The 19,498-nt window shown below is 37.5% G+C and carries 14 protein-coding genes; 6 read left to right on the top strand and 8 right to left on the bottom strand.

The genetic code is table 11. The annotated features are described in order from the left end of the window. Window positions 1–34: 34 nt before the first annotated feature. Entirely contained in the window at window positions 35–1,579 is a 1,545-nt protein-coding gene (gene gadC / locus BQ7394_RS23790; RefSeq protein ID WP_075559662.1) for a glutamine/gamma-aminobutyrate antiporter GadC, read from the bottom strand. A gap of 200 nt (window positions 1,580–1,779) precedes the next feature. Between gadC and BQ7394_RS23785 the strand changes: the two genes are divergently transcribed. Next, window positions 1,780–2,562 carry a potassium channel family protein gene (locus tag BQ7394_RS23785; protein ID WP_075559661.1) on the top strand — a complete coding sequence of 261 codons (783 nt, stop codon included), beginning with the start codon at window positions 1,780–1,782 and terminating at the stop codon, window positions 2,560–2,562. Window positions 2,563–2,573: 11 nt separating this feature from the next. Here the strand turns inward: BQ7394_RS23785 and BQ7394_RS23780 are convergent, their stop codons facing one another. From BQ7394_RS23780 to BQ7394_RS23770, 3 genes are all read right to left on the bottom strand, one after another. After that, window positions 2,574–4,055 (bottom strand): DUF3943 domain-containing protein, encoded by a 1,482-nt coding sequence (locus tag BQ7394_RS23780; RefSeq protein WP_075559660.1) that lies wholly within the window; start codon window positions 4,053–4,055, stop codon window positions 2,574–2,576. A gap of 113 nt (window positions 4,056–4,168) precedes the next feature. Continuing rightward, window positions 4,169–4,867, bottom strand: a complete 699-nt coding sequence (locus tag BQ7394_RS23775; RefSeq protein WP_075559659.1) for a porin family protein — start codon at window positions 4,865–4,867, stop codon at window positions 4,169–4,171. A 231-nt stretch (window positions 4,868–5,098) separates the two neighbouring features. Continuing rightward, window positions 5,099–6,799 (bottom strand): tetratricopeptide repeat protein, encoded by a 1,701-nt coding sequence (locus BQ7394_RS23770; protein ID WP_075559658.1) that lies wholly within the window; start codon window positions 6,797–6,799, stop codon window positions 5,099–5,101. Window positions 6,800–7,153: 354 nt separating this feature from the next. Here BQ7394_RS23770 and BQ7394_RS23765 point away from each other — a divergent pair, with 354 nt between their 5' ends. Then, window positions 7,154–8,257: an acyltransferase family protein gene (locus BQ7394_RS23765; RefSeq protein ID WP_075559657.1), complete on the top strand. Its 1,104-nt coding sequence runs from the start codon at window positions 7,154–7,156 to the stop codon at window positions 8,255–8,257. Window positions 8,258–8,331: 74 nt separating this feature from the next. After that, window positions 8,332–10,731 carry a T9SS type A sorting domain-containing protein gene (locus BQ7394_RS23760; protein WP_235848811.1) on the top strand — a complete coding sequence of 800 codons (2,400 nt, stop codon included), beginning with the start codon at window positions 8,332–8,334 and terminating at the stop codon, window positions 10,729–10,731. A gap of 209 nt (window positions 10,732–10,940) precedes the next feature. Here BQ7394_RS23760 and BQ7394_RS23755 read toward each other — a convergent pair whose 3' ends face one another. Next, on the bottom strand, window positions 10,941–11,720 hold the full coding sequence (locus BQ7394_RS23755; RefSeq protein ID WP_075559655.1) for a radical SAM protein: 780 nt from the start codon (window positions 11,718–11,720) through the stop codon (window positions 10,941–10,943). A gap of 472 nt (window positions 11,721–12,192) precedes the next feature. Between BQ7394_RS23755 and BQ7394_RS23750 the strand changes: the two genes are divergently transcribed. Both BQ7394_RS23750 and BQ7394_RS23745 read left to right on the top strand, forming a co-directional pair. Beyond that, entirely contained in the window at window positions 12,193–13,632 is a 1,440-nt protein-coding gene (locus tag BQ7394_RS23750) for an MBOAT family O-acyltransferase (protein WP_075560217.1), read from the top strand. A 5-nt stretch (window positions 13,633–13,637) separates the two neighbouring features. Continuing rightward, window positions 13,638–14,528, top strand: coding sequence for a DUF1574 family protein (locus BQ7394_RS23745; protein WP_075559654.1), 891 nt, complete (start codon window positions 13,638–13,640; stop codon window positions 14,526–14,528). An 8-nt stretch (window positions 14,529–14,536) separates the two neighbouring features. On the opposite strand, the gene BQ7394_RS23740 is transcribed toward BQ7394_RS23745, so the two are convergent. Continuing rightward, on the bottom strand, window positions 14,537–16,600 hold the full coding sequence (locus BQ7394_RS23740) for a helix-hairpin-helix domain-containing protein (protein ID WP_075559653.1): 2,064 nt from the start codon (window positions 16,598–16,600) through the stop codon (window positions 14,537–14,539). 11 nt (window positions 16,601–16,611) lie between these two features. After that, window positions 16,612–17,418 carry a hypothetical protein gene (locus BQ7394_RS23735; protein ID WP_075559652.1) on the bottom strand — a complete coding sequence of 269 codons (807 nt, stop codon included), beginning with the start codon at window positions 17,416–17,418 and terminating at the stop codon, window positions 16,612–16,614. A 225-nt stretch (window positions 17,419–17,643) separates the two neighbouring features. Here BQ7394_RS23735 and BQ7394_RS23730 point away from each other — a divergent pair, with 225 nt between their 5' ends. After that, window positions 17,644–18,249: a DUF4294 domain-containing protein gene (locus BQ7394_RS23730; protein WP_075559651.1), complete on the top strand. Its 606-nt coding sequence runs from the start codon at window positions 17,644–17,646 to the stop codon at window positions 18,247–18,249. On the opposite strand, the gene BQ7394_RS23725 is transcribed toward BQ7394_RS23730, so the two are convergent. Next, window positions 18,241–18,771: an RNA methyltransferase gene (locus BQ7394_RS23725; protein ID WP_075559650.1), complete on the bottom strand. Its 531-nt coding sequence runs from the start codon at window positions 18,769–18,771 to the stop codon at window positions 18,241–18,243. The two genes, BQ7394_RS23730 and BQ7394_RS23725, sit on opposite strands and share 9 nt — an antisense overlap. Between the last annotated feature and the right edge of the window lie 727 nt (window positions 18,772–19,498).

Genomic DNA, 19,498 nt, shown 5'->3' with positions numbered 1-19,498 from the left:
TTTGTATGTAAAATAGAAATTACAGAGGTATTGGCTAAGCTTGTGTATTTGTCGTTGTTGTTGTATTAGTTGTATTATTTGTATTGGCAGTCTGAGTTGTAACACCGGCAACAGGAGCCTGTACTTTTGCTTCTTCCCAATGGAAGGGTTCGAACTGCGCATTCGGATCGACCCACGATGCTTTTTTGGAAGCATAGATAATAAACGGGGCGGCCACTACAACAATAGCACCGATAATCAATACGGCAAACCAAACAGTATTACTACCGACAGAAATCTGACTCGGCGGAATAAAGCTTAATATAAAGGCCAGTAATGAACCACAGAAACCAAGGCCACCGATAAACCACATCAGACCGTTACCATGTTTACCGATACGGAACGGACGATTGGCTTTTTTCATCCGGTAACGTAATGCGATTGCACCGGAGAACATCAATAGGTACATAACCAGATAAAGGATCACTGTTAACTGTGATAAGATCTGATAAAAACTTTGTACTGAAGGCATTACAACGAACAGTAAGCTCAATAAAGTAACAGCACATCCCTGTACCAACAGAATATTTTTCTGAACACCGATCTTATTTGTTTTCTGGAAGAAAGGAGGCAGATAACCAGCCTTACCAACTGTAAAGATACCTTTTGACGGACCGGCAACCCATGTTAATACACCTGCCAGTACACCGAATGCCAGGGCAATAGCAATAATAGGAGACAACCAGGAAGCATGGATGAATTTGAAATAGTTATCAAAACCAACCAATAGACTTTGTGTCAGGTTAATATCTTTCTGAGGAATGATAACGCCCAGTGAGAAAGTTCCCAACACGAAAATAAGAACTGTGATCAACGCACCGATAAACACAGCTTTCGGATAGTTCTTAGAAGGATTTTCAACATCTTTTACGTGGATACCACCCATTTCCATACCTGCATAAAACAGGAAGATACTGGATGCAAGAACCAGGTTATCGAACTTAGAAAAGTCAGGGAAGAAATTACCATGGAAGTCCATATTCGAATGACCACCCATCGACAGGTAAACGATTCCGAGAATGATCAACAGAGCAGCCGGAAGGATCGTACCGACAATACCGCCTACTTTAGCAACTTTACCTACCCAGCTCAACCCTTTCAATGAAATAAAGGTAGCCAGCCAGTAAATGATCAATACAACAGCTAATGTGTACATTTTATTTGAAGCCAGTGTCATGTCATGCGCATCATTCATTCCTATAAAAGCAATGGATACTGCACCGAAGGTTAACACAGTGGGATACCAGATCGTACTTTCAATCCATTGTACCCAGATGGCGAGGAATCCCCATTTCTTACCGTAGGCCTCTCCTACCCATCTGAAAACTCCACCCTGCTTATCCTGGAACATGGCTGCTAACTCAGCTGCCACCAGCGACGTCGGGATCAAAAAGACAATTGCCGCAAATAGATAATAAAAGGCTGAACTTAATCCGTATACAGCCTCGGCTGGTAGTCCGCGGAGAGATACTACCGCCGTAACATTCATAATCGCAAGAGTAAAAACTCCAAGTTTTACTGCTTTTCCTACATTTGCCATGAATTTTACTGTTTAAATGTGAATTTTGTATTGTTTAGTTTCGCTTTAAATATGACAGTAAAACAAATCGGTATTGTGTTAGTTTGTCAACAAGGTGTCAAACTAGGTTAATTAACAGAATAGTGTTAAAAACAAAATCAGGGTTTTCAATGTTAGATACCCTAAAATATTTCTATTTAAACGCCTAAAGATTAAACGTAATGAAGTCAGCTTTTAATGATATTATTTATGAGAAAAGAGGAATATACGGAGTATTGCACGTTATCATTTTGCTACTTTCGCTGTTCCTTATTGTTGTAATTTCAATCGATACATTCAAGAATATCCCTTTCATGACACAGGGATCGTATTTGAAGATACAGTTCTGGATCTGCATGTTCTTCATTGCCGACTTTGTTTTGGAGTTTTTCTTATCAAAACGTAAATTATATTATCTGCAAACCCACCTGATTTTCCTGATCGTATCCATTCCTTATCTAAATATTATCAATTATTATGGGATTGAATTTTCACCGGAGATCACCTATTTCCTACGTTTTATCCCATTGGCACGTAGTGGTTACGCCCTGGCAATAGTGGTAGGATGGTTATCTTCCAACAAGGCTTCAGGATTGTTCGTATCTTATCTGACAATGTTGCTGGCTACGGTTTATTTTTCCAGTCTGATATTCTTTGTCATCGAACATAAGGTAAATCCACAGGTAACCGGTTATGATGATGCACTCTGGTGGGCTTTCATGGATGTAACGACGGTAGGTTCGAATATTTATGCCGTTACGCCTACGGGACGGATATTATCGGTACTGCTAGCTGCACTGGGGATGATGATGTTCCCGATCTTTACCGTCTACGTGACCAGTCTGGTGCAGAACGCCAATAAAAAAAGAGAAGAATATTATAATAAGGAACAAGTCGCCCAGGATAAGATTGCCGCTTCGTCCGAAACAACAAATAAAGATATTTCATCTCCCAAACAGACATAACGTTCCAATACTTATAATTTATATGTCAGCATGAGCCTGCCTTCCAAAGTACTGGAGAAGACATCATCAAAATGTTTATAATTCGTATCCCTTGTATAATTCATAAAAGAACCGGTCAAATACAACCTCTTTTTCAGTTTTACATCCATACGCAAACCGATTGCATGCAATATCGCTTTCGAACGGTCGCCTTGTGCATCCAGAGTTTTCGAATTAAAATCATTCCAGTCGATGTCTTCCGGATACCCTTTCCAGGTAAACATATGATAAACTTCGTAAGTAGTTGATGCTGAAAATTTATCTTTCTTGAAAATGAAATTAAAACCTACTTTCGTACTGTATCCGCTGGCCAGATTATAATTGCGTTCATCCACCCGATAATAATCACTGAGTGCCCCTCCCAAAAGAATGGCATTCAGATGACCATAGATATCGATATCCCATCGTTTGAACCTTTTATTTTTATAAATCAAGCCACCACCGAACGATGCCGGTGTACAAAATTTATAAGGCGTTTTAGCCGATATATCCGAAATAGTATCCGAATCATAATAATCGAAATGTTGATAAAGCCCCAGGCTCAGATAATGCTTTTTATTATCTATCAATTCTTTACCAGCCAGACGGCCGATAATATTCAATTGTCCCAATACCGGTTGTGACGCTTGTATATTCAGATTTGCTTTTACAGAGAAGTAATCATAAGGTTTTCTTTTTTCCGCATCGAAACGGTCACCATATTCTATATTGATTTCCGAAGCAAATCCGACACCTTTATCGAATATCTCATCTTCCAGTTCAAGGGCCCGTATTCCCATAGACACCTCTACGCTTATTTCAGGTACTCCAAACTGTTTTCCTGAAGTCGTTCTCTTACGCCAGGCATCCCCGTTTATTATACGGGTCAACCCACGTACCGGTGAAACAAGGAAGGATGCAAATTCAAGACCAAAACGATTCGTTCCCGTCTTCCGGTCATCTAATATCAGGTCAGAAGCCCTGTAAAAGACCTCTCCTAATGCCATACCTCCTATCGGTGTTGCGATGATATCATTGGTAGACGGATACTCACACTCCATAAACATTTCCCACATAAAACTACCGGCAAAAGCATATAATCCCGACTGCCAGTAATTGTATCCATTCGACCGGCCGGCATTATAATATAAACTACCATGATAAGGATGCAGGAACATATTCGTCCCCATCTGGTCATTATCCCAGATAAAACCATGTTTAAAGTTTTCTTTGATCGTATGACCATTGATATAAGCAAAATCCCCTTTCTGGATATACCGGTCAAAAATCCACACTCCCATATTAATACCGAAAACAGTGGCTCCCGCCTGAAATCCTTTATTTTTTGAATAGTAAGAAAGATCATGGGAATCAGGCGCTTTAGGCACAGCCAACCGGCGCCTGATAGCGAGTTGGGAATGAACAGAACTTACTGATAATAAGCACAAAAGAAAACCTATCACAAACTTTTTCATAATCCAAAGATAATGGAATAAATAGTTCTGATTCCCTCATGTTAAAAAGTTACCAAAGATGTCGGAATATAGACGAATGGTTGAAGTTACCGCAGTAGCCTCACCATCTATTCTTATAAATTGAACTTATAACCAACTGAAATGCATGCAGTTCTATTTTTCATCTTATGCGTTGAAGTCTTATAACTGGGTGTATCAAAGCCAGACCAAACTTTTTTCAATCCCAGATCATACGCAAAAGAAATAACGAAACGGGAAATTTCTCCCGACAATCCGAAACGAAGTCCGGAATCAAACCGATCAAAAGCTTTTACCTCTGTATCTGCAAGCCAATCCTTTTTAAAATCTTTATATGGGTTATTCCATTGGTCGGAGATACGACCATGTCCGTGTTCATTAGAAACAATAATATCAATTTCACCATAACCGGTTACTCCACAAGCAAAATAAGCCCCCACAGAAGGAACCAGATAAACATTACTCATTACCGGAATACGATAACCGACCATTAAAGGAATCTCAATATAGCCCAAATGAATATCGGCCTGTCTCAATTCGCAGGAATAATTATACCCATCCCACAACCCGGAAGCACCCTTACTCGAATAATACAAACCCGATTGTAACGTGATTCCATTATTAAACAAATAATCGGCAGATAATCCTCCCGCAACATCCACATTATGACCATTAGCTATAATAGCCAAAGAAGAAACATTCATACCAATTTCTGCTCCTAAACGAACCTGGGCACTCATCTTCACCACGCTCATGCAAACGAGCATACTCAAAATACAGAATTTAATATTCATACTGACTCTTTTATATGATTAACAAATAAATAATTAGTTACAAAGTTGATTCTCACCATCAAGTACTAGAAGATATGTATTCTCATACTTACATAGGTATTTGAAACAAATGTATGTGCTAATCATTAAAAAAACAGTAAAAACCCCCAATCTTCAATAGTCTACCTATTATTGATTATCAAACACTTAAAAACACATATATAGACAACCAACAACCTAATTTGCTAAATATCAAATATTTACAAAATATTCATATAATGATAATTCTTTTTCTATATTTCCTAACTTTTGGCGTACACGGAACCTACGTTTACTTACAGATTCCGGATTTATATTTAGCAATATAGATTCTGCTCTTATGTCTAATTCCAAAAAAGATAAATAACAATATTGCAATTCTGCCGGACTCAGTCCATAATCATTATTAATTATGAAATTACTAAATGAAGTATATATTTGATTTATTACATTTTTCAAACTAACCCAATCTTTATCACTCAATGGAGATCCTTTTCCTGGAATTACTTTCAATGATAGTTTCGTTATTTTATTTACAATCGGCGACGATAGTAATTTTTCTCTTCGTAAGAGAATCAATTCATTTTGAATTTCCGTAATATTACTCTTCAATTTATCCAGTATCTGCTCATTGTGTTCCAACGAGCCTTGTAAAGATAATTCACCTTTCATTCTGTTCAGTTCTGAAGATAATTCATATATCTTCATATCATTCTGCTTCAATTTGATTTCCTGCTCATATAGTTTATCATTCCTCAATTTACTTCTATACTGATAAACTATGAATAGAATCAAACAAATAATAACAATCAGTATCAAAATAATAATGTCAACTAAATTTGTTATGCGCAATTGATTATTCTCGTTTAATAACATTACATGGTTATATCTTTTTTCTGCATCTAATATATCCAAATGAATAGTTGAATTATAAATAGAATCAACTTTTTCTACATACTGTTCCAAAATAGATAAAGCTAGTTCCGAATTATTAGATCTTTTCTCTAATTCATGTTCAAGATATAAAGATGAAATTGGAGTATATTGATTTATTATAGGTATTGTTCTTGATTTATTCAAATACCAACGAGCTTTATCAAGATTACCCATATCCATATATAAGCTACTTAATGCTAAAAAATTTGGTGCACTATCTAAAGAATCTGTATCCAACGCCTTTAAAAGATAAGTTTCTGCCTTAAGCGTATCACCTAATATTCCATATATATTTCCAAGTCCATTCGAAATAGCAGAAATAGCACCCGAATCTTGTAAACAAACAACAATGGAATCAGCTTTCAATAAATATTCCAATGCCAATGAACAAGAGTCCTCAAACGCCAATGTTTGTGCCATAAACTTCAATGCCAACGCATAACTTCTCTTATTATCGGCTTTCAAAAAATAATCAGCAGATTGGTTATACTTATCAAGAGTTTCCTGAAAGAATCCTTTCAATTCATATAAATCCCCCATATAAGAACAAATATACCCAGCCACATTATACTCCTTTGCCCTTTCAGCTATATCCAGCGCCTGTGCATAAGCATCCATCGCTTTCATATATTCACTATCTTCTACGTATGATCGTCCTAAGAATAAACCGATCTGTGCCTGTTCATAAGGTGTTCCATGTTTTTCGTACCAGGTTCGTGCACGTAATAATTGAGATACATACGGCATGTCTTCATGCACTTTATCGGCTGCTTTTCCATACAACATACACCAGCGGGCTAATAACTTATCACTCAAGTTATCAGCCATAGTTATGCTATCCAACAACAGATAAGCGCTATCCGGTTTTATTTCTAACAAAGCTTCAGCGTCATTTATCAATTGGCGTTCAGTCGATTCATTTCGACAACTTGTAAAAAACGTAATCAAAAGAAATAACAGGTAGAATATATTTTTCATAGGATGCCACATTATAACATCGCAATATTAGTCAATAAAAAAAGAACGACAAAGAATATATAACAAAAATTTACAATATAGCCGAAGGGATTTCAATTACCCTACATACTAAATCCAATTACATGCCGAGGAAATCAGTGGTTGATATTTATCAACCGAATGGCCGACAATTGTCAACCGTATGGTTGATAAATATGAGCCAAGCGGCTGACAATTATCAGCCATTAAAAAGTGCCGTATAAATATACTAAAACAAAGGATACATTCTACTGAACATTAGTGTTTTATTTTACAAATAACATAACCCTGTTGTTTTTTAATTACATTTGCATCTACAACCCAAAAATCTAAGTTATGGCACAATCAGGAAGGCTACTCTCACTGGATGTAATGAGAGGTATTACTATTGCAGGAATGATCATGGTAAACAACCCCGGAACATGGGATTATGTATATGCACCACTCCGCCACGCATCATGGAACGGCTTGACACCGACCGACCTGGTATTTCCGTTCTTTATGTTCATCATGGGAGTTTCCATGTTCTTTTCATTACGGAAATACAATTTCAAATTATCCAAAGAAAGCGTTACGAAAATATTGAAGCGCACTGTGTTGATCTTCCTGGTCGGATTCGGATTGAATTTATTCTCACATATATGTTACAACGGATTCACTCATTTTGAGAATCTTCGTATCCTCGGAGTAATGCAGCGCTTGGCACTGGCTTATGGTGCAGGTTCACTGATCGGACTGGCCATTAATCACAAATACATCTGGCAAACGGCAGCCGGTATCCTGATCGTTTATTGGATGCTTCTTACTTTCACCGGAAGTACGACACTATCGGAAGACAATATTATTGCGGTTGTAGACCGTCTCTTGTTTGGCAATACACATATGTACCATGATTACCTGGCAGACGGGACACGTATAGCTTTCGATCCGGAAGGACTGTTAAGTTGTGTGGGGAGCATCGGACATGTCCTGTTAGGGTTTTATGCCGGTAAAATAATTCTGGACAGTAAAAAGAATAATGAACAGATCATCCGGAACCTGTTTATATTCGGAGCGATCATCCTGTTCCTGGGATTTTTGTTAAGTTACGGTTGTCCGATCAATAAAAAATTATGGAGCAGCACATTCGTACTAACCACCTGTGGATTCGGATCATTGTTCCTTGCCTTACTGATCTGGATCATCGATATCAACGGTAAAAAGAAATGGTCACTATTCTTCGAGTCGTTCGGGATCAATCCGTTATATCTTTATGTACAAGCCGCTATTTTGGCTACCATATTCGATAAATGCGGAATAACATCCTATATTTATACCGATATACTGGTGCCTCTGTTCGGTAATTTCGGAGGTTCGCTGGTATGGGCCATTCTTTTTGTCATATTGAACTGGATTCCGGGATATTGGTTATATAAGAAACATATCTATATCAAATTATAATGAATTGTAACAAGTTATTCCGTCATAGCATTTATATAAGTATTATCAGTTTTTTCCTGTTTCATGCAGGTGAAATGAAATCGCAGATAAGCGAAGGAGGGAAGCCGTCCAGTTTCAATTATCGAAATATGTTGAAAAGTGAACAGCCGGCTGTTCAGATTCCTGTAAATTTCAGTGTGGAAGACCTGATTGCAGTCGACGAATGGCGGGTGAGCCAGGGGGCACCTTTAACTGTTTCTACTTTAATAGATACGGATCTGAATATCAATAATTCCGGAAAGTGGATCACACTGCCCGGAGGGGAAAAGGTATGGCAGCTCCATCTGCAAGCAAAAGGAGCAATTGCCTTAATGTTATATTACGACGAATTCTACATTCCGGAAGGCGGAAAACTATTTATTTATAATGCTGATAAAACTCATCTGTTAGGAGCCTATACATCACAAAGCAATCCGGGAGGAAAAATATTTGCCACAGAATTTGTAGCTGGTGATGATCTTACGCTTGAATATGAACCAGCTGCATCCGGTGATAAAGCCGGAATAGCCATTAGCCAGGTAGGCTATGGATACAATCATTTAACCGTATCCGGCAGTTTACGAAATACTGGTCCGGGAACTTCCGGTTCCTGTATGGTTAATATAAATTGTGAAGAAGGAGAGGAGTGGCAAACTGAAAAGAACGGGGTTTGCCAGATGGTAGAAAAAATAGGAAAAGCAGGATATCTTTGTTCCGGTTCCCTGATAAATAATACGGCTAAAGATATGAAACCTTATATCTTATCTGCTTTCCATTGTACGGAACATCAGGATAACGGGCAAATAGCTTCAGCAGAGGATCTGAACCAATGGGTATTCTATTTTCATTTCGAACAGACTGGATGTGAAAGCACTTCACCGGTTGCCGATCATAAAACAATGGTCGGATGCAGCCGCATCGTGAGTATTCCGATAGATGGAGGTTCCGACGGCCTATTATTATTGCTGAACGGGAAGATCCCTCAGGATTATAATGTTTATTTCAACGGATGGGACCGAAGTGATCTACCTGCTTCATCAGGAGTAAACATTCATCATCCTTCAGGTGATTATATGAAAATATCCACATTTGGCAATCGCCCGGTAGAAACAATGACCTGGAATACTACCGGCGCTCCTGATGCCCACTGGAATATTATTTTCGATAAGACCCTCAATGGACATTCCATAACGGAAGGCGGCTCTTCCGGTTCACCGCTTTTCAACGAGAATAAACAGATAGTCGGAACATTAAGCGGCGGAAATTCCACCTGTCGCCAGACAACCGGTAATAATCTATATGGCAAATTATCTTATCACTGGGATAAATACAGCCAAGCTGACACCGGACGGATGGATATATGGCTGGATCCCCTGAACACGGGCACCACAGTGCTTCCGGGTTTATCGCAAACAGGAGAAGAAGGAAACCTGATCAATTACAAATCGCCGACAGATGTAACAGCCGGGGTTGTTTCTTCCAAAGATGTCCTTATACAGTGGAGTGCTCCCATATATAGCCAAACAATTGGGTGGGGAACACAAAGCTCATACAAACAGCTCGGATACCAAGGTTCTCCTTTTTATTTCGGTCAACGTTGGGAGCCTGAAGACCTGGGAAATATGCATAAAAAGACACTGACGAATGTTAAATTCATCCCTGCTTACAATGTCAACTATGCTATTTATATCAAGCAGGGAGAACGTACATATCAACAGGAAGTAGGCAATACGACAGCTAACAGATCGAATACGGTAGAGTTAAAAACACCATATACTATCGATGCCGGCCAGGAACTGATCATTTCCATATATGCCAGAAAATATAACCGATCGGCTTATCCCGCTTTTATAGATAAAGGACCGGCTATTAATGGAAAAGGTAATTTAGTATCGTTCGACGGAAACAAATGGGAATATTTACTAAATGAAGAAAATGATAATAATTTTATCATCTCCGCAACTATCACTTCCGAAGAAGGTAAATTAACGGAACTCCGGTCTACGACAACACAACCTATTACGGCATTCCCCGTTGTCACGGGATATAACATCTATAAAAATCAGATAAAACAGGCAACAGTTCCGGCTTCAACATTACAATTTACAGACAAAAATGTGATTTCAGGTATCCATAATTACAGTGTTTCAGCTCTTTATGATTCAAAAGAAAGTAAAGCAACCCCGGCTGTGGCAGAAGTAAAAGTAAGTTCTGAAAGCATATCGGCTAAGGAAGAGATAAATATCAGCCCTGCCATATTCAGAGACCGGATACATATAATAAATTATCAGCAGATCAAATACATAGATATTTATTCCGCCGACGGAAAAATGATCCGGAAAATAAATAATCCGACAGAATGGATAGATGCGGGAAATATACCCTCGGGTGTTTATTTCTTTAAGCTGGTTACGGATAAGGCGGTTAAAACGATCCGCACTATTAAAATAGATTAATATTACTTTTCTCTTGAAAGAAAAGTAACCAAAAGTTCAAGGCCTCAGCTGGCGAGCGTAAAGCGCAGCAGCCGGAGTGAGCGGCCGGAGCATCCGCTGTTTGAGCGAAGCGAGTTCGGAGGCGACAGCGAACGCAGGATGCGGAGTAGCGAGGCAGATGCAGCCTTGATTTTTTGATTACTTTTGGATCAAGCCAAAAGTAAGTACAATCAATAGGAAACTGTTACATCAAATCCTTCTTCCCGAACCCGGTCTGCTATTGCATCCAAAGCCTCCTTGGATACCTTTCTAAGTCCTTTCAAAGGTGTTTCACGATCGATAGTATAGATCATAACTTGTTTCGGTTTTATTTTCTTCAATGCATCGATCCAACCTTTTATCTCCTCTTCAGTAGTATTATCAACCGACTTACCATCTATTTCACCTTGCAGGAACATGGTCTGGATAATCAGGTTTCCGTTGAAACGGCATAATTGCTCCAACAATCTCTCGAACGTAAAAGCCGGGGAATTCGGAACATTCAGCTGTTGTATCCGGCTATCGAGTACGGAATCGAGCTTAAGTATATTATCCTCGATCTTATTCAATGCCCGGAATACACCTTCTTTATGAAGCATAGTCGAATTTGACAGTACAGCGATTTTGGCATTTGGAAAGTAACGGTTACGGGTAGCGATCGTATCTTCTATGATACCTTCGAATTCCGGATGCATCGTCGGTTCACCATTGCCTGCAAAGGTGATCACATCAGGAGCTATCCCTTCTTTTTGCATAGCCAATAACTTTTCTTCCAGAGCGATTTTTACTTCTTCACGAACCGGTAGTTTGGTGTGTGTACGACGCTCACCATTCAAACCACACTCGCAATAAATGCAATCGAAAGAACAAAGTTTACCGTCGACAGGAAGCAGGTTCATACCCAAAGAAACACCCAGACGCCGACTGTGTATCGGACCGAACACTATTTTATCAAAAAGAATCGTTGACATAACTATATAATTTATCCATTAAGTTCTTTATATAACAAAGAACATCGCAATATTACCAGTTTTACGGACACAAAGCTACAAAAGAGCTTATAATAACCAATGAAGAAATACATAAAAATCAGACAATCACTTATCCTTTAATAAAATATAATTTATTATTAATTAAACAGTCAATAAACTATGTTTCACTACTTTTGCGACCAGTACAATCGTACATCAGCGATATTTATTACAGAAAGCGTCCGGCTTTATTCTTTTCAATTTATATTTCATAATTTACAGTATTAATTAACTCGCTATTATTTCACATTTGTCTATTCATAGGCAAGTCGTGTATATATTAGCGTGTCTGATTGTATGCAGTAAATTGTGATAATAGGTTATTGGAATAACGATAGGTTCGGTCAATTCCTGCGTTTTCTCTTATAATAATTGCCACTTCAGGGAATCAGTGGCAGCAATATATTATATTGTGCTGTTTAATTCTATCGAATTCATCGTTTTCCTACCAATCGTATTTATACTGTATTGGTCGGCAAATAAGAATTTAAAATGGCAGAACCTTCTTGTTGTGATAGCCAGCTACGTTTTTTACGGCTGGTGGGATATCCGTTTTCTTTTTCTTATCATACTGACCAGCTCTTTCTGTTTTATCAGCGGAATTCTTATTGAACGGACTGAAGGTAACCGTAAAAAACAAAAAGTGATCAATACGATCAATATTTTACTCAACCTGGGTATCCTGGGTACTTTTAAATATTTTAATTTCTTTAGTGCCAATCTGAAAACAGCATTACATACATTAGGCTTCGAACCCGACTGGATCACATTAGACATACTTTTACCTGTCGGTATAAGTTTTTATACATTACAGGCACTTAGTTACAGCATCGACGTATATCAAAAGAAAATATCAGCCTGCCATGATCCGGTGGCATTTTTTGCTTTTGTCAGTTTCTTCCCACAGTTGGTAGCAGGTCCGATAGAAAGAGCTACCAGCTTGTTACCTCAGTTTTATAAACGGCGTAGATTCGATTATCATAAAGCAATAGACGGCTGCCAACAAATGTTGTGGGGATTTTTCAAGAAGATGATAATAGCAGACAATTGCGCGATAGCTGTTAATGAGATATGGAGCACTTATCAATATCAGAGTGGTTTTACACTTTTACTGGGAGCTTTTTTATTCACTTTCCAGATATATGGGGATTTTTCCGGTTATTCAGACATTGCTATCGGTTGCTCCCGGTTATTCGGGATCAATTTGATGAAGAACTTCAACTATCCCTATTTTTCAAGAGACATTTCTGAATTCTGGAGACGCTGGCATATATCGTTAAGTACCTGGTTTCGCGATTATATCTATATTCCGTTAGGAGGAAGCCGGTGTAAAAAGACTAAAGCGATTCGAAATACTTTTATTATATTCATTATCAGCGGTCTTTGGCATGGAGCCAACTGGACATTCGTTGCATGGGGAATCTATCATGCTTTACTTTTCATTCCCCTTTTATTACTCAATAAAAACAGGACATATACCGGGAACATTGCTGCTGAGGGTAAATATTTACCTTCTCTAAAAGAAGTTGCACAAATACTAGGTACATTCTTATTGGTTCTCATCGGATGGATCATTTTCAGAGCAAATGATATCAGCGAAGCATTCGATTATTTGTCACATCTTTTTTCGCCTTCCTTATTTGAAATATCTTTTCTATATGGTAAAAAGGCTCTGATATATTGTTTATTACTTTTTATTGTAGAATGGTTTCAACGGGAGAAAGATCATGGTCTGCAAATAAACAGGAATGTAAAATCACCCGTGATCCGGTGGAGTATTTATTATATCCTGATCTTTATAATTATCCTTCTGCAAGGCACTCCGGCTAATTTTATTTACTTTCAATTCTAACCGTTATGAAGAAGTTTATAAAACAATTGATCGTCTTCCTTATTCCTCTACTGATAATATTCACCCTACTGGAATATGCCATCAGGCAAATTCCCAATACCTACAAATACAAAAATGAATGGATGCTGCAACATGCAAACAGCTTAAATACACTTATATTAGGTAATTCACATTGTATGTCAGGAGTTAACCCTTTCTTCTTTACTAATGCTTTTAACTTTGCAAACTCATCACAGGATCTGGAACGCGACTATTTCATATTGACTAAATATGATAATCTATATACCGGATTAAAATATGTAATCCTGTCTTTTTCGTATTGTACGCTTCAGGACAAGATGGAATATGTTGATAAGTCCCGTTTAAAATATTATGGTATTTATATGGGATATGATAAATATAAATACAGCGTAGAAATCACCAGCAGCATTACTTATGAAAAAATAAAAGAATATTTAAAGGGAAACACCTCACAATGTTCTCCACTGGGATTCAGAGTCAACAAAGCTTTTAAAGACAATTTGGATATAAGCGGCATAAAAGCAGCCAAACGACATACTATGAACAACCAGGAAGGCTTAGCTGATAACCTTCGATTTCTGGATAAAATAATCCGGTTTTGTGAAAATAAGCAGATAAAACTAATTCTAGTTACCACACCAACCTATCCCAGTTATTACAACTATTTAAATGAAGACCAACTCTATTTACTGTTCTCTACAGCAAAAGAGATAGTAAACAACCACGAAAATGTTCTCTACCTCAATTACCTGAAAGACGACAGATTCGGTGATAATGATTTCAACGACGGTGACCATTTATCAGAGCAAGGGGCTGAAAAGTTTACCAACATATTAAAAGACTCCATCGACCATATCCTAAAAACAGAATTATAAAAACAGATTTAAAACTTATACCTGAGAAGCACATATACATCTGTTTTGTTATGCCCTTCTATTTCTTCCTGATCCGTACCTATCAAATCCCGATCGGCATAATAAGTATGGGCCAGCTTTGCAGAAAGAGATAGCTTATCCAGTATGTTCCATCGGAAAGAGAAAGATAACCTGATTCCTTTTCCGTAAAAAGAAGGCATATTGAAAGCATAAAGAATATTCTTTTCATACGAATTGATACGGCTATAATAATCATCCGTATGAAAATAACCAATATAAAAATCAGACTGAAGAGGAAATGAAGAAGATTTCCAACCTATACTTTGTGAAATCATCCACCCAAGACTTTGTTTGCCCTGTTGTTCATCGTAATAAACAGCATCTGCAGATGTTTTCAACACCCATGCAGGTTGTAAACCATATAACAATTGAAGACGGAAACGTTGTTGGGAATAAGGTAGTACACTTCGTGTCGATTCATTTTCTACAGTCTGGTTCTTTTCTTTCTTCCTATACTTATAACGAAAGTAGGTACTAAAATTCTTTCCTGAATTATAATCCAACTGAGCCATATATTCCTGTCCGGAAGAAGGTGAATCTATTCCATATTTCAACCAGGGGAAACGAAACAAGTCGGCATACAACGATAATTTAAAATGGGCGAACGGTGTCCATTGCATCCCTGTATAAACACCTTGCTCATTCTGCACAGTAGAATTCTGACTGAAAGCACTTCCGAAAAAAGCCTGATAACGCCTATCGTAATAACGATGAAGCAGCAATAACGATAAATAAGAAACAGGTGTCAGTTGAAACGCATTTAATGTAGCTACAGCTTTATTTGAAGATAAGGCTGTTTCACCATAAAATTTAAGTTTATTCGTTTTCAACATATAATCCACACTGATGTTCATATTACTGTTTCCACGGAAATAGAAAAGGTTATAAGGTTTCGGATCAGGTTGTATATCGTATTTTCCAAAAGAATAGGAGAGGGCTGTTATACCGATGGCAAGATTAGAAGTTGCATAGCGTACATTCCCACCGTATGTCTGCATAGGAACAGTATGTTTTTTATTCCAATCACGTTCTAACCGGTGCAAACCATCGGTTTTAAACGAACTTACTTCGTAGTTATCAACACCCGCATCCAGCTTTCTGAAAGAATAAAAGAAACTGATATCCAAATCTTTAATCGAAACGGTAGAAGCTACTCCACGAAAGTAATCATTCTCATTCGTTGAAAAATGCCGGCGAAATCCATTCGTACGTCTTTCCGCCTGAGTCACAATAGAACTCCGACCCGGAGAAAAATCACTATTGATAACCAAACCTTGTCCGAAAGAAACTTTGTAATCACCGACTGCAAAGCTTTTCAACCATTTGTTTATATCTTTCAAAAATAGATGTGCCGAATAATAATCATACCCTTTATGATATTCATTCCAAAAAGGTTCACCGGCATCTTTCTCCGCTACAATTCCAAACTGGAGCCTTTCATCGAATGCATAAGAATAACGAAGGGAGTGATAGAAAGGTTCACCCAGATATTTCCGGTTCGGATATTGCTGTAAAATACTATCCGGATATGAACAATATCCTTTTTTCTGTTGAAAACATTGATCATATTTGATTTGCAATTCATTAGAACTATACTTCAACATGTTTTTAACAGTAAAAGGACGTTTATCAACAGAAATCTCTCCGATATAAACAAAAGGAAGTAACAAAGATATTGTCTGAAAATCCAACTCTTCAATATTCTTCAGTTCATAAAGCGTAACCAGTTTACCATATTTTTTGCGGTAAGAGATAATCCGTTCAATCTGCTGATCGGATAAAAAAGGCAAGCGGGTTAATTCTTCCCTAGTAACACTGTTTAGTTCAAAAGGATGTTCAGCCAGATATGAAAGATCGGAATAAAGATTTTCAATCCGGCCATCATCATCTGTTTCGGAAGCCATTTCTTCTATGTATTCCATCCACTTATCAACAGAATAAATGTTCTGACTATTAATATTATAACTGTTTATCAACATATATACCAACAGAGTTATAAACGACTTTTTCATAGTTATATAATTTAAAAAGAATACTTCAAACCTATCCCTGTACTAATACCCAACACCGGATGATACACAGTTGCCACATCTACAGTGAAACAGGAAAAGCGATATCCTACACCAAGAGTGGGCAGGAGGGGAGTTGCTTTGATTCCTGCCCGTACATAAAACTGTTTATATAATTGATATTCCAAACCGGCACAACCTGTTAAAGTAGCCTGTTTATTCGTCTCCAGATTCCCTACTATCAACAGGCTGTTAATTACTTCCCATTGAAAACCTATCTGTATAGAATAACTCATAAAATAGTTAGTATCAATATCTTCCTTTTTTATAGCGACAGACGGTAAATCCATTATCAACATACCGATCAACAGCTTTTCAACCGGAGAATAAATAATACCGATGTCGGTCGATAAGTACTGTGGATGTTTCTCTGTCAACTCTGTCTGTATTATTGAATACTGGATACTTATACCGATATTCCATTTTTCATTCAAAGACTTTCCAAGGAAAAGCCGGAACATACTTTCCCTGTATCGATCATAACCGAAAGAAGAGATATTAACACCGATTGGAAGAAAGGTGACAGGATAAGAAAATGAAAGGTTAATAACTCCCAGTTCTTTTAGTCCGTAGCGATTAAAATAGCTGATATCTAAACTTTTAGAACTTTTCCGACCGATCAGTGCCGGATTAAAAAGAAAAGATTGGGTAATGCCACATTCTCCCATTCCCATGCTACGCATATCGGGCAAACGTAAGTTATTAACAGCATATAAACAGGGGAAAACTCCCGATAACAGGGATAGAATCAATAGTTTCATAGATAAGATATTTTTGGTTGTTAATTTATAAGCACATATAGAATGCTACTAATAATATTCAATGTCCATAGCTAATTCGTTTTGTTATTAATAAGAATTCCTGCAAATATAACGATTCTTATTAATCCGGCAACTTATTAACAAGTAAATCATCATTTCCATATAATTAGTCAAATTCTGTAAAACCGGTACAGACTATCGGTAAATCACCTACTTTTGTAGCTTATGATGAAAGTAAGATGGTATAAGATTGTTGTTTTGTTTTTACTCTGTGTCACAGCCGGTCAGGCACAGAAACTGAAAATAAACACACTTCCCGAAGGAGTACAAAGAGCTTATCTGGATGGGAAGGATACCATTGCTGTTGTCAATCTCCAGGAAGTATTTATTTTTCCTCAGATGCGTTTCAAGAACAACCGGGAACAACAAAAGTATAATAAACTGGTTCGAGACGTAAAACGCACATTACCTTATGCTAAAATGGTATATGAAACCCTGATCGAAACCTATGAATATATGGAAACACTTCCTAATGATAAGGCTCGTCAGGAACATCTGAAACGTATGGAAAAGGATTTGTTCAAAGAATATAAACCGGAACTTAAAAAGCTGACATTCTCACAAGGTAAACTACTTATCAAACTGATCGACAGGGAATGTAACCAATCAAGTTATAACCTGTTGAAAGCTTACCTGGGAGGTTTCAGAGCAGGCTTCTGGAATTTGTTTGCCGGTATGTTCGGAGCCAGCCTGAAATCGGAATACGACCCGAAAGGAAAAGATGCCATGACCGAACGGGTCGTTATTATGGTTGAAAGAGGATTAATCTGATAACTGTTTAAAGAAATCCCAGATAACGATCCCTGTCGTTACCGATACATTTAATGAATGTTTAGTTCCGTATTGGGGTATTTCAATACACATATCACAGTTATCAACAACAGATTGTTGAACACCTTTTACTTCGTTTCCCATGATAACTGCATATTTTTTATCCTTGTCTAACAGTAGTTTATCCAGCATAACACTACCTTCTGCCTGTTCTACTGCACAAACAGTATACCCTTGTTGCTTCAGGTTATCAACAGCGTCGTGTGTATCTTCAAAATATTTCCATTCCACCGTATCTTCAGCTCCCAAAGCAGTCTTATGGATCTCCGCATGAGGCGGACAAGCCGTGATACCGCACAAGTAAATAGCCTCTACCTTGAAAGCATCCGACGTACGGAAAACGGATCCGACGTTATTCAGACTCCTAACATGGTCAAGCACAACAATTAAAGGTATCTTCTTACTCTCTTTAAAAGCCTCCGGGGTGAGGCGGTTCATTTCTGTTATTTTCAGTTTACGCATAGCTCTTTTCTTTGCCTGCAAAAGTAGCTAATTAATGTGGATATGCCGTTGAAAAGGTATTGATAAGTAGTGAACACAAAATGAAAAAAAGTTCTTGCTTTATTCAAATACTTACTTATACTCCTCCTCATTTCAAACACGCAACATTTATAACCCATTATTTATTACGAGCTATTAACAGCAGTTATACACGTATCAACACCCATCAACAGGAACAAACTTTTTCACACAACCAGTTATCAACATAAAACTAATAAAGTCTATAAACAAAAGGAAAACAGAAGTAAAGCTATATTTTATGCTGTTAGTATCGTCTTGATAAGCGGTTCATATACTTTAATAACTCCTCAAACAAATATTGTAACGAAAATGTATTAACTGTTTCAACAGGATATCATATACATCATATTTTATTTTTAAATTAAAGATTAATATTAATATAATATATAATTGTGGATAACGTAAGAAAGGGGATTACGGAAGGATACAGTTACAAAGGATTATCTTTGCAATAACGTTTCACCTGTCACGGCTTCCACCTACTTGAATATAATTCTTTTATGGTGACATGTCTTTACAAAGGTTCCATAAGCACCGGGCGGTAAACCGACAGGCACTGCTTTTAGGTTCGGTAAGCACCGGCTGAAAAAGACAGGTCTTTTGTTTTTAAATGTCCCGTCTTTTAAAGACAAAAGTCCTGTCTTAACATTTTAAAAGACCTGTCTTT

This window comes from Parabacteroides timonensis (assembly GCF_900128505.1).
GTDB lineage: Bacteria > Bacteroidota > Bacteroidia > Bacteroidales > Tannerellaceae > Parabacteroides > Parabacteroides timonensis.
This window is presented reverse-complemented; position numbering and strand designations above follow the sequence as displayed.

Coding starts and splice junctions, on each gene's coding strand:
- BQ7394_RS23755 (WP_075559655.1), bottom strand. CDS start 11,720: ATGTCAACGATTCTTTTTGATAAAATAGTGTTCGGTCCGATACACAGT.
- BQ7394_RS23760 (WP_235848811.1), top strand. CDS start 8,332: ATGAAATCGCAGATAAGCGAAGGAGGGAAGCCGTCCAGTTTCAATTAT.
- BQ7394_RS23770 (WP_075559658.1), bottom strand. CDS start 6,799: ATGAAAAATATATTCTACCTGTTATTTCTTTTGATTACGTTTTTTACA.
- BQ7394_RS23725 (WP_075559650.1), bottom strand. CDS start 18,771: ATGCGTAAACTGAAAATAACAGAAATGAACCGCCTCACCCCGGAGGCT.
- BQ7394_RS23740 (WP_075559653.1), bottom strand. CDS start 16,600: ATGAAAAAGTCGTTTATAACTCTGTTGGTATATATGTTGATAAACAGT.
- BQ7394_RS23765 (WP_075559657.1), top strand. CDS start 7,154: ATGGCACAATCAGGAAGGCTACTCTCACTGGATGTAATGAGAGGTATT.
- BQ7394_RS23785 (WP_075559661.1), top strand. CDS start 1,780: ATGAAGTCAGCTTTTAATGATATTATTTATGAGAAAAGAGGAATATAC.
- BQ7394_RS23775 (WP_075559659.1), bottom strand. CDS start 4,867: ATGAATATTAAATTCTGTATTTTGAGTATGCTCGTTTGCATGAGCGTG.
- BQ7394_RS23780 (WP_075559660.1), bottom strand. CDS start 4,055: ATGAAAAAGTTTGTGATAGGTTTTCTTTTGTGCTTATTATCAGTAAGT.
- BQ7394_RS23730 (WP_075559651.1), top strand. CDS start 17,644: ATGATGAAAGTAAGATGGTATAAGATTGTTGTTTTGTTTTTACTCTGT.
- gadC (WP_075559662.1), bottom strand. CDS start 1,579: ATGGCAAATGTAGGAAAAGCAGTAAAACTTGGAGTTTTTACTCTTGCG.
- BQ7394_RS23735 (WP_075559652.1), bottom strand. CDS start 17,418: ATGAAACTATTGATTCTATCCCTGTTATCGGGAGTTTTCCCCTGTTTA.
- BQ7394_RS23745 (WP_075559654.1), top strand. CDS start 13,638: ATGAAGAAGTTTATAAAACAATTGATCGTCTTCCTTATTCCTCTACTG.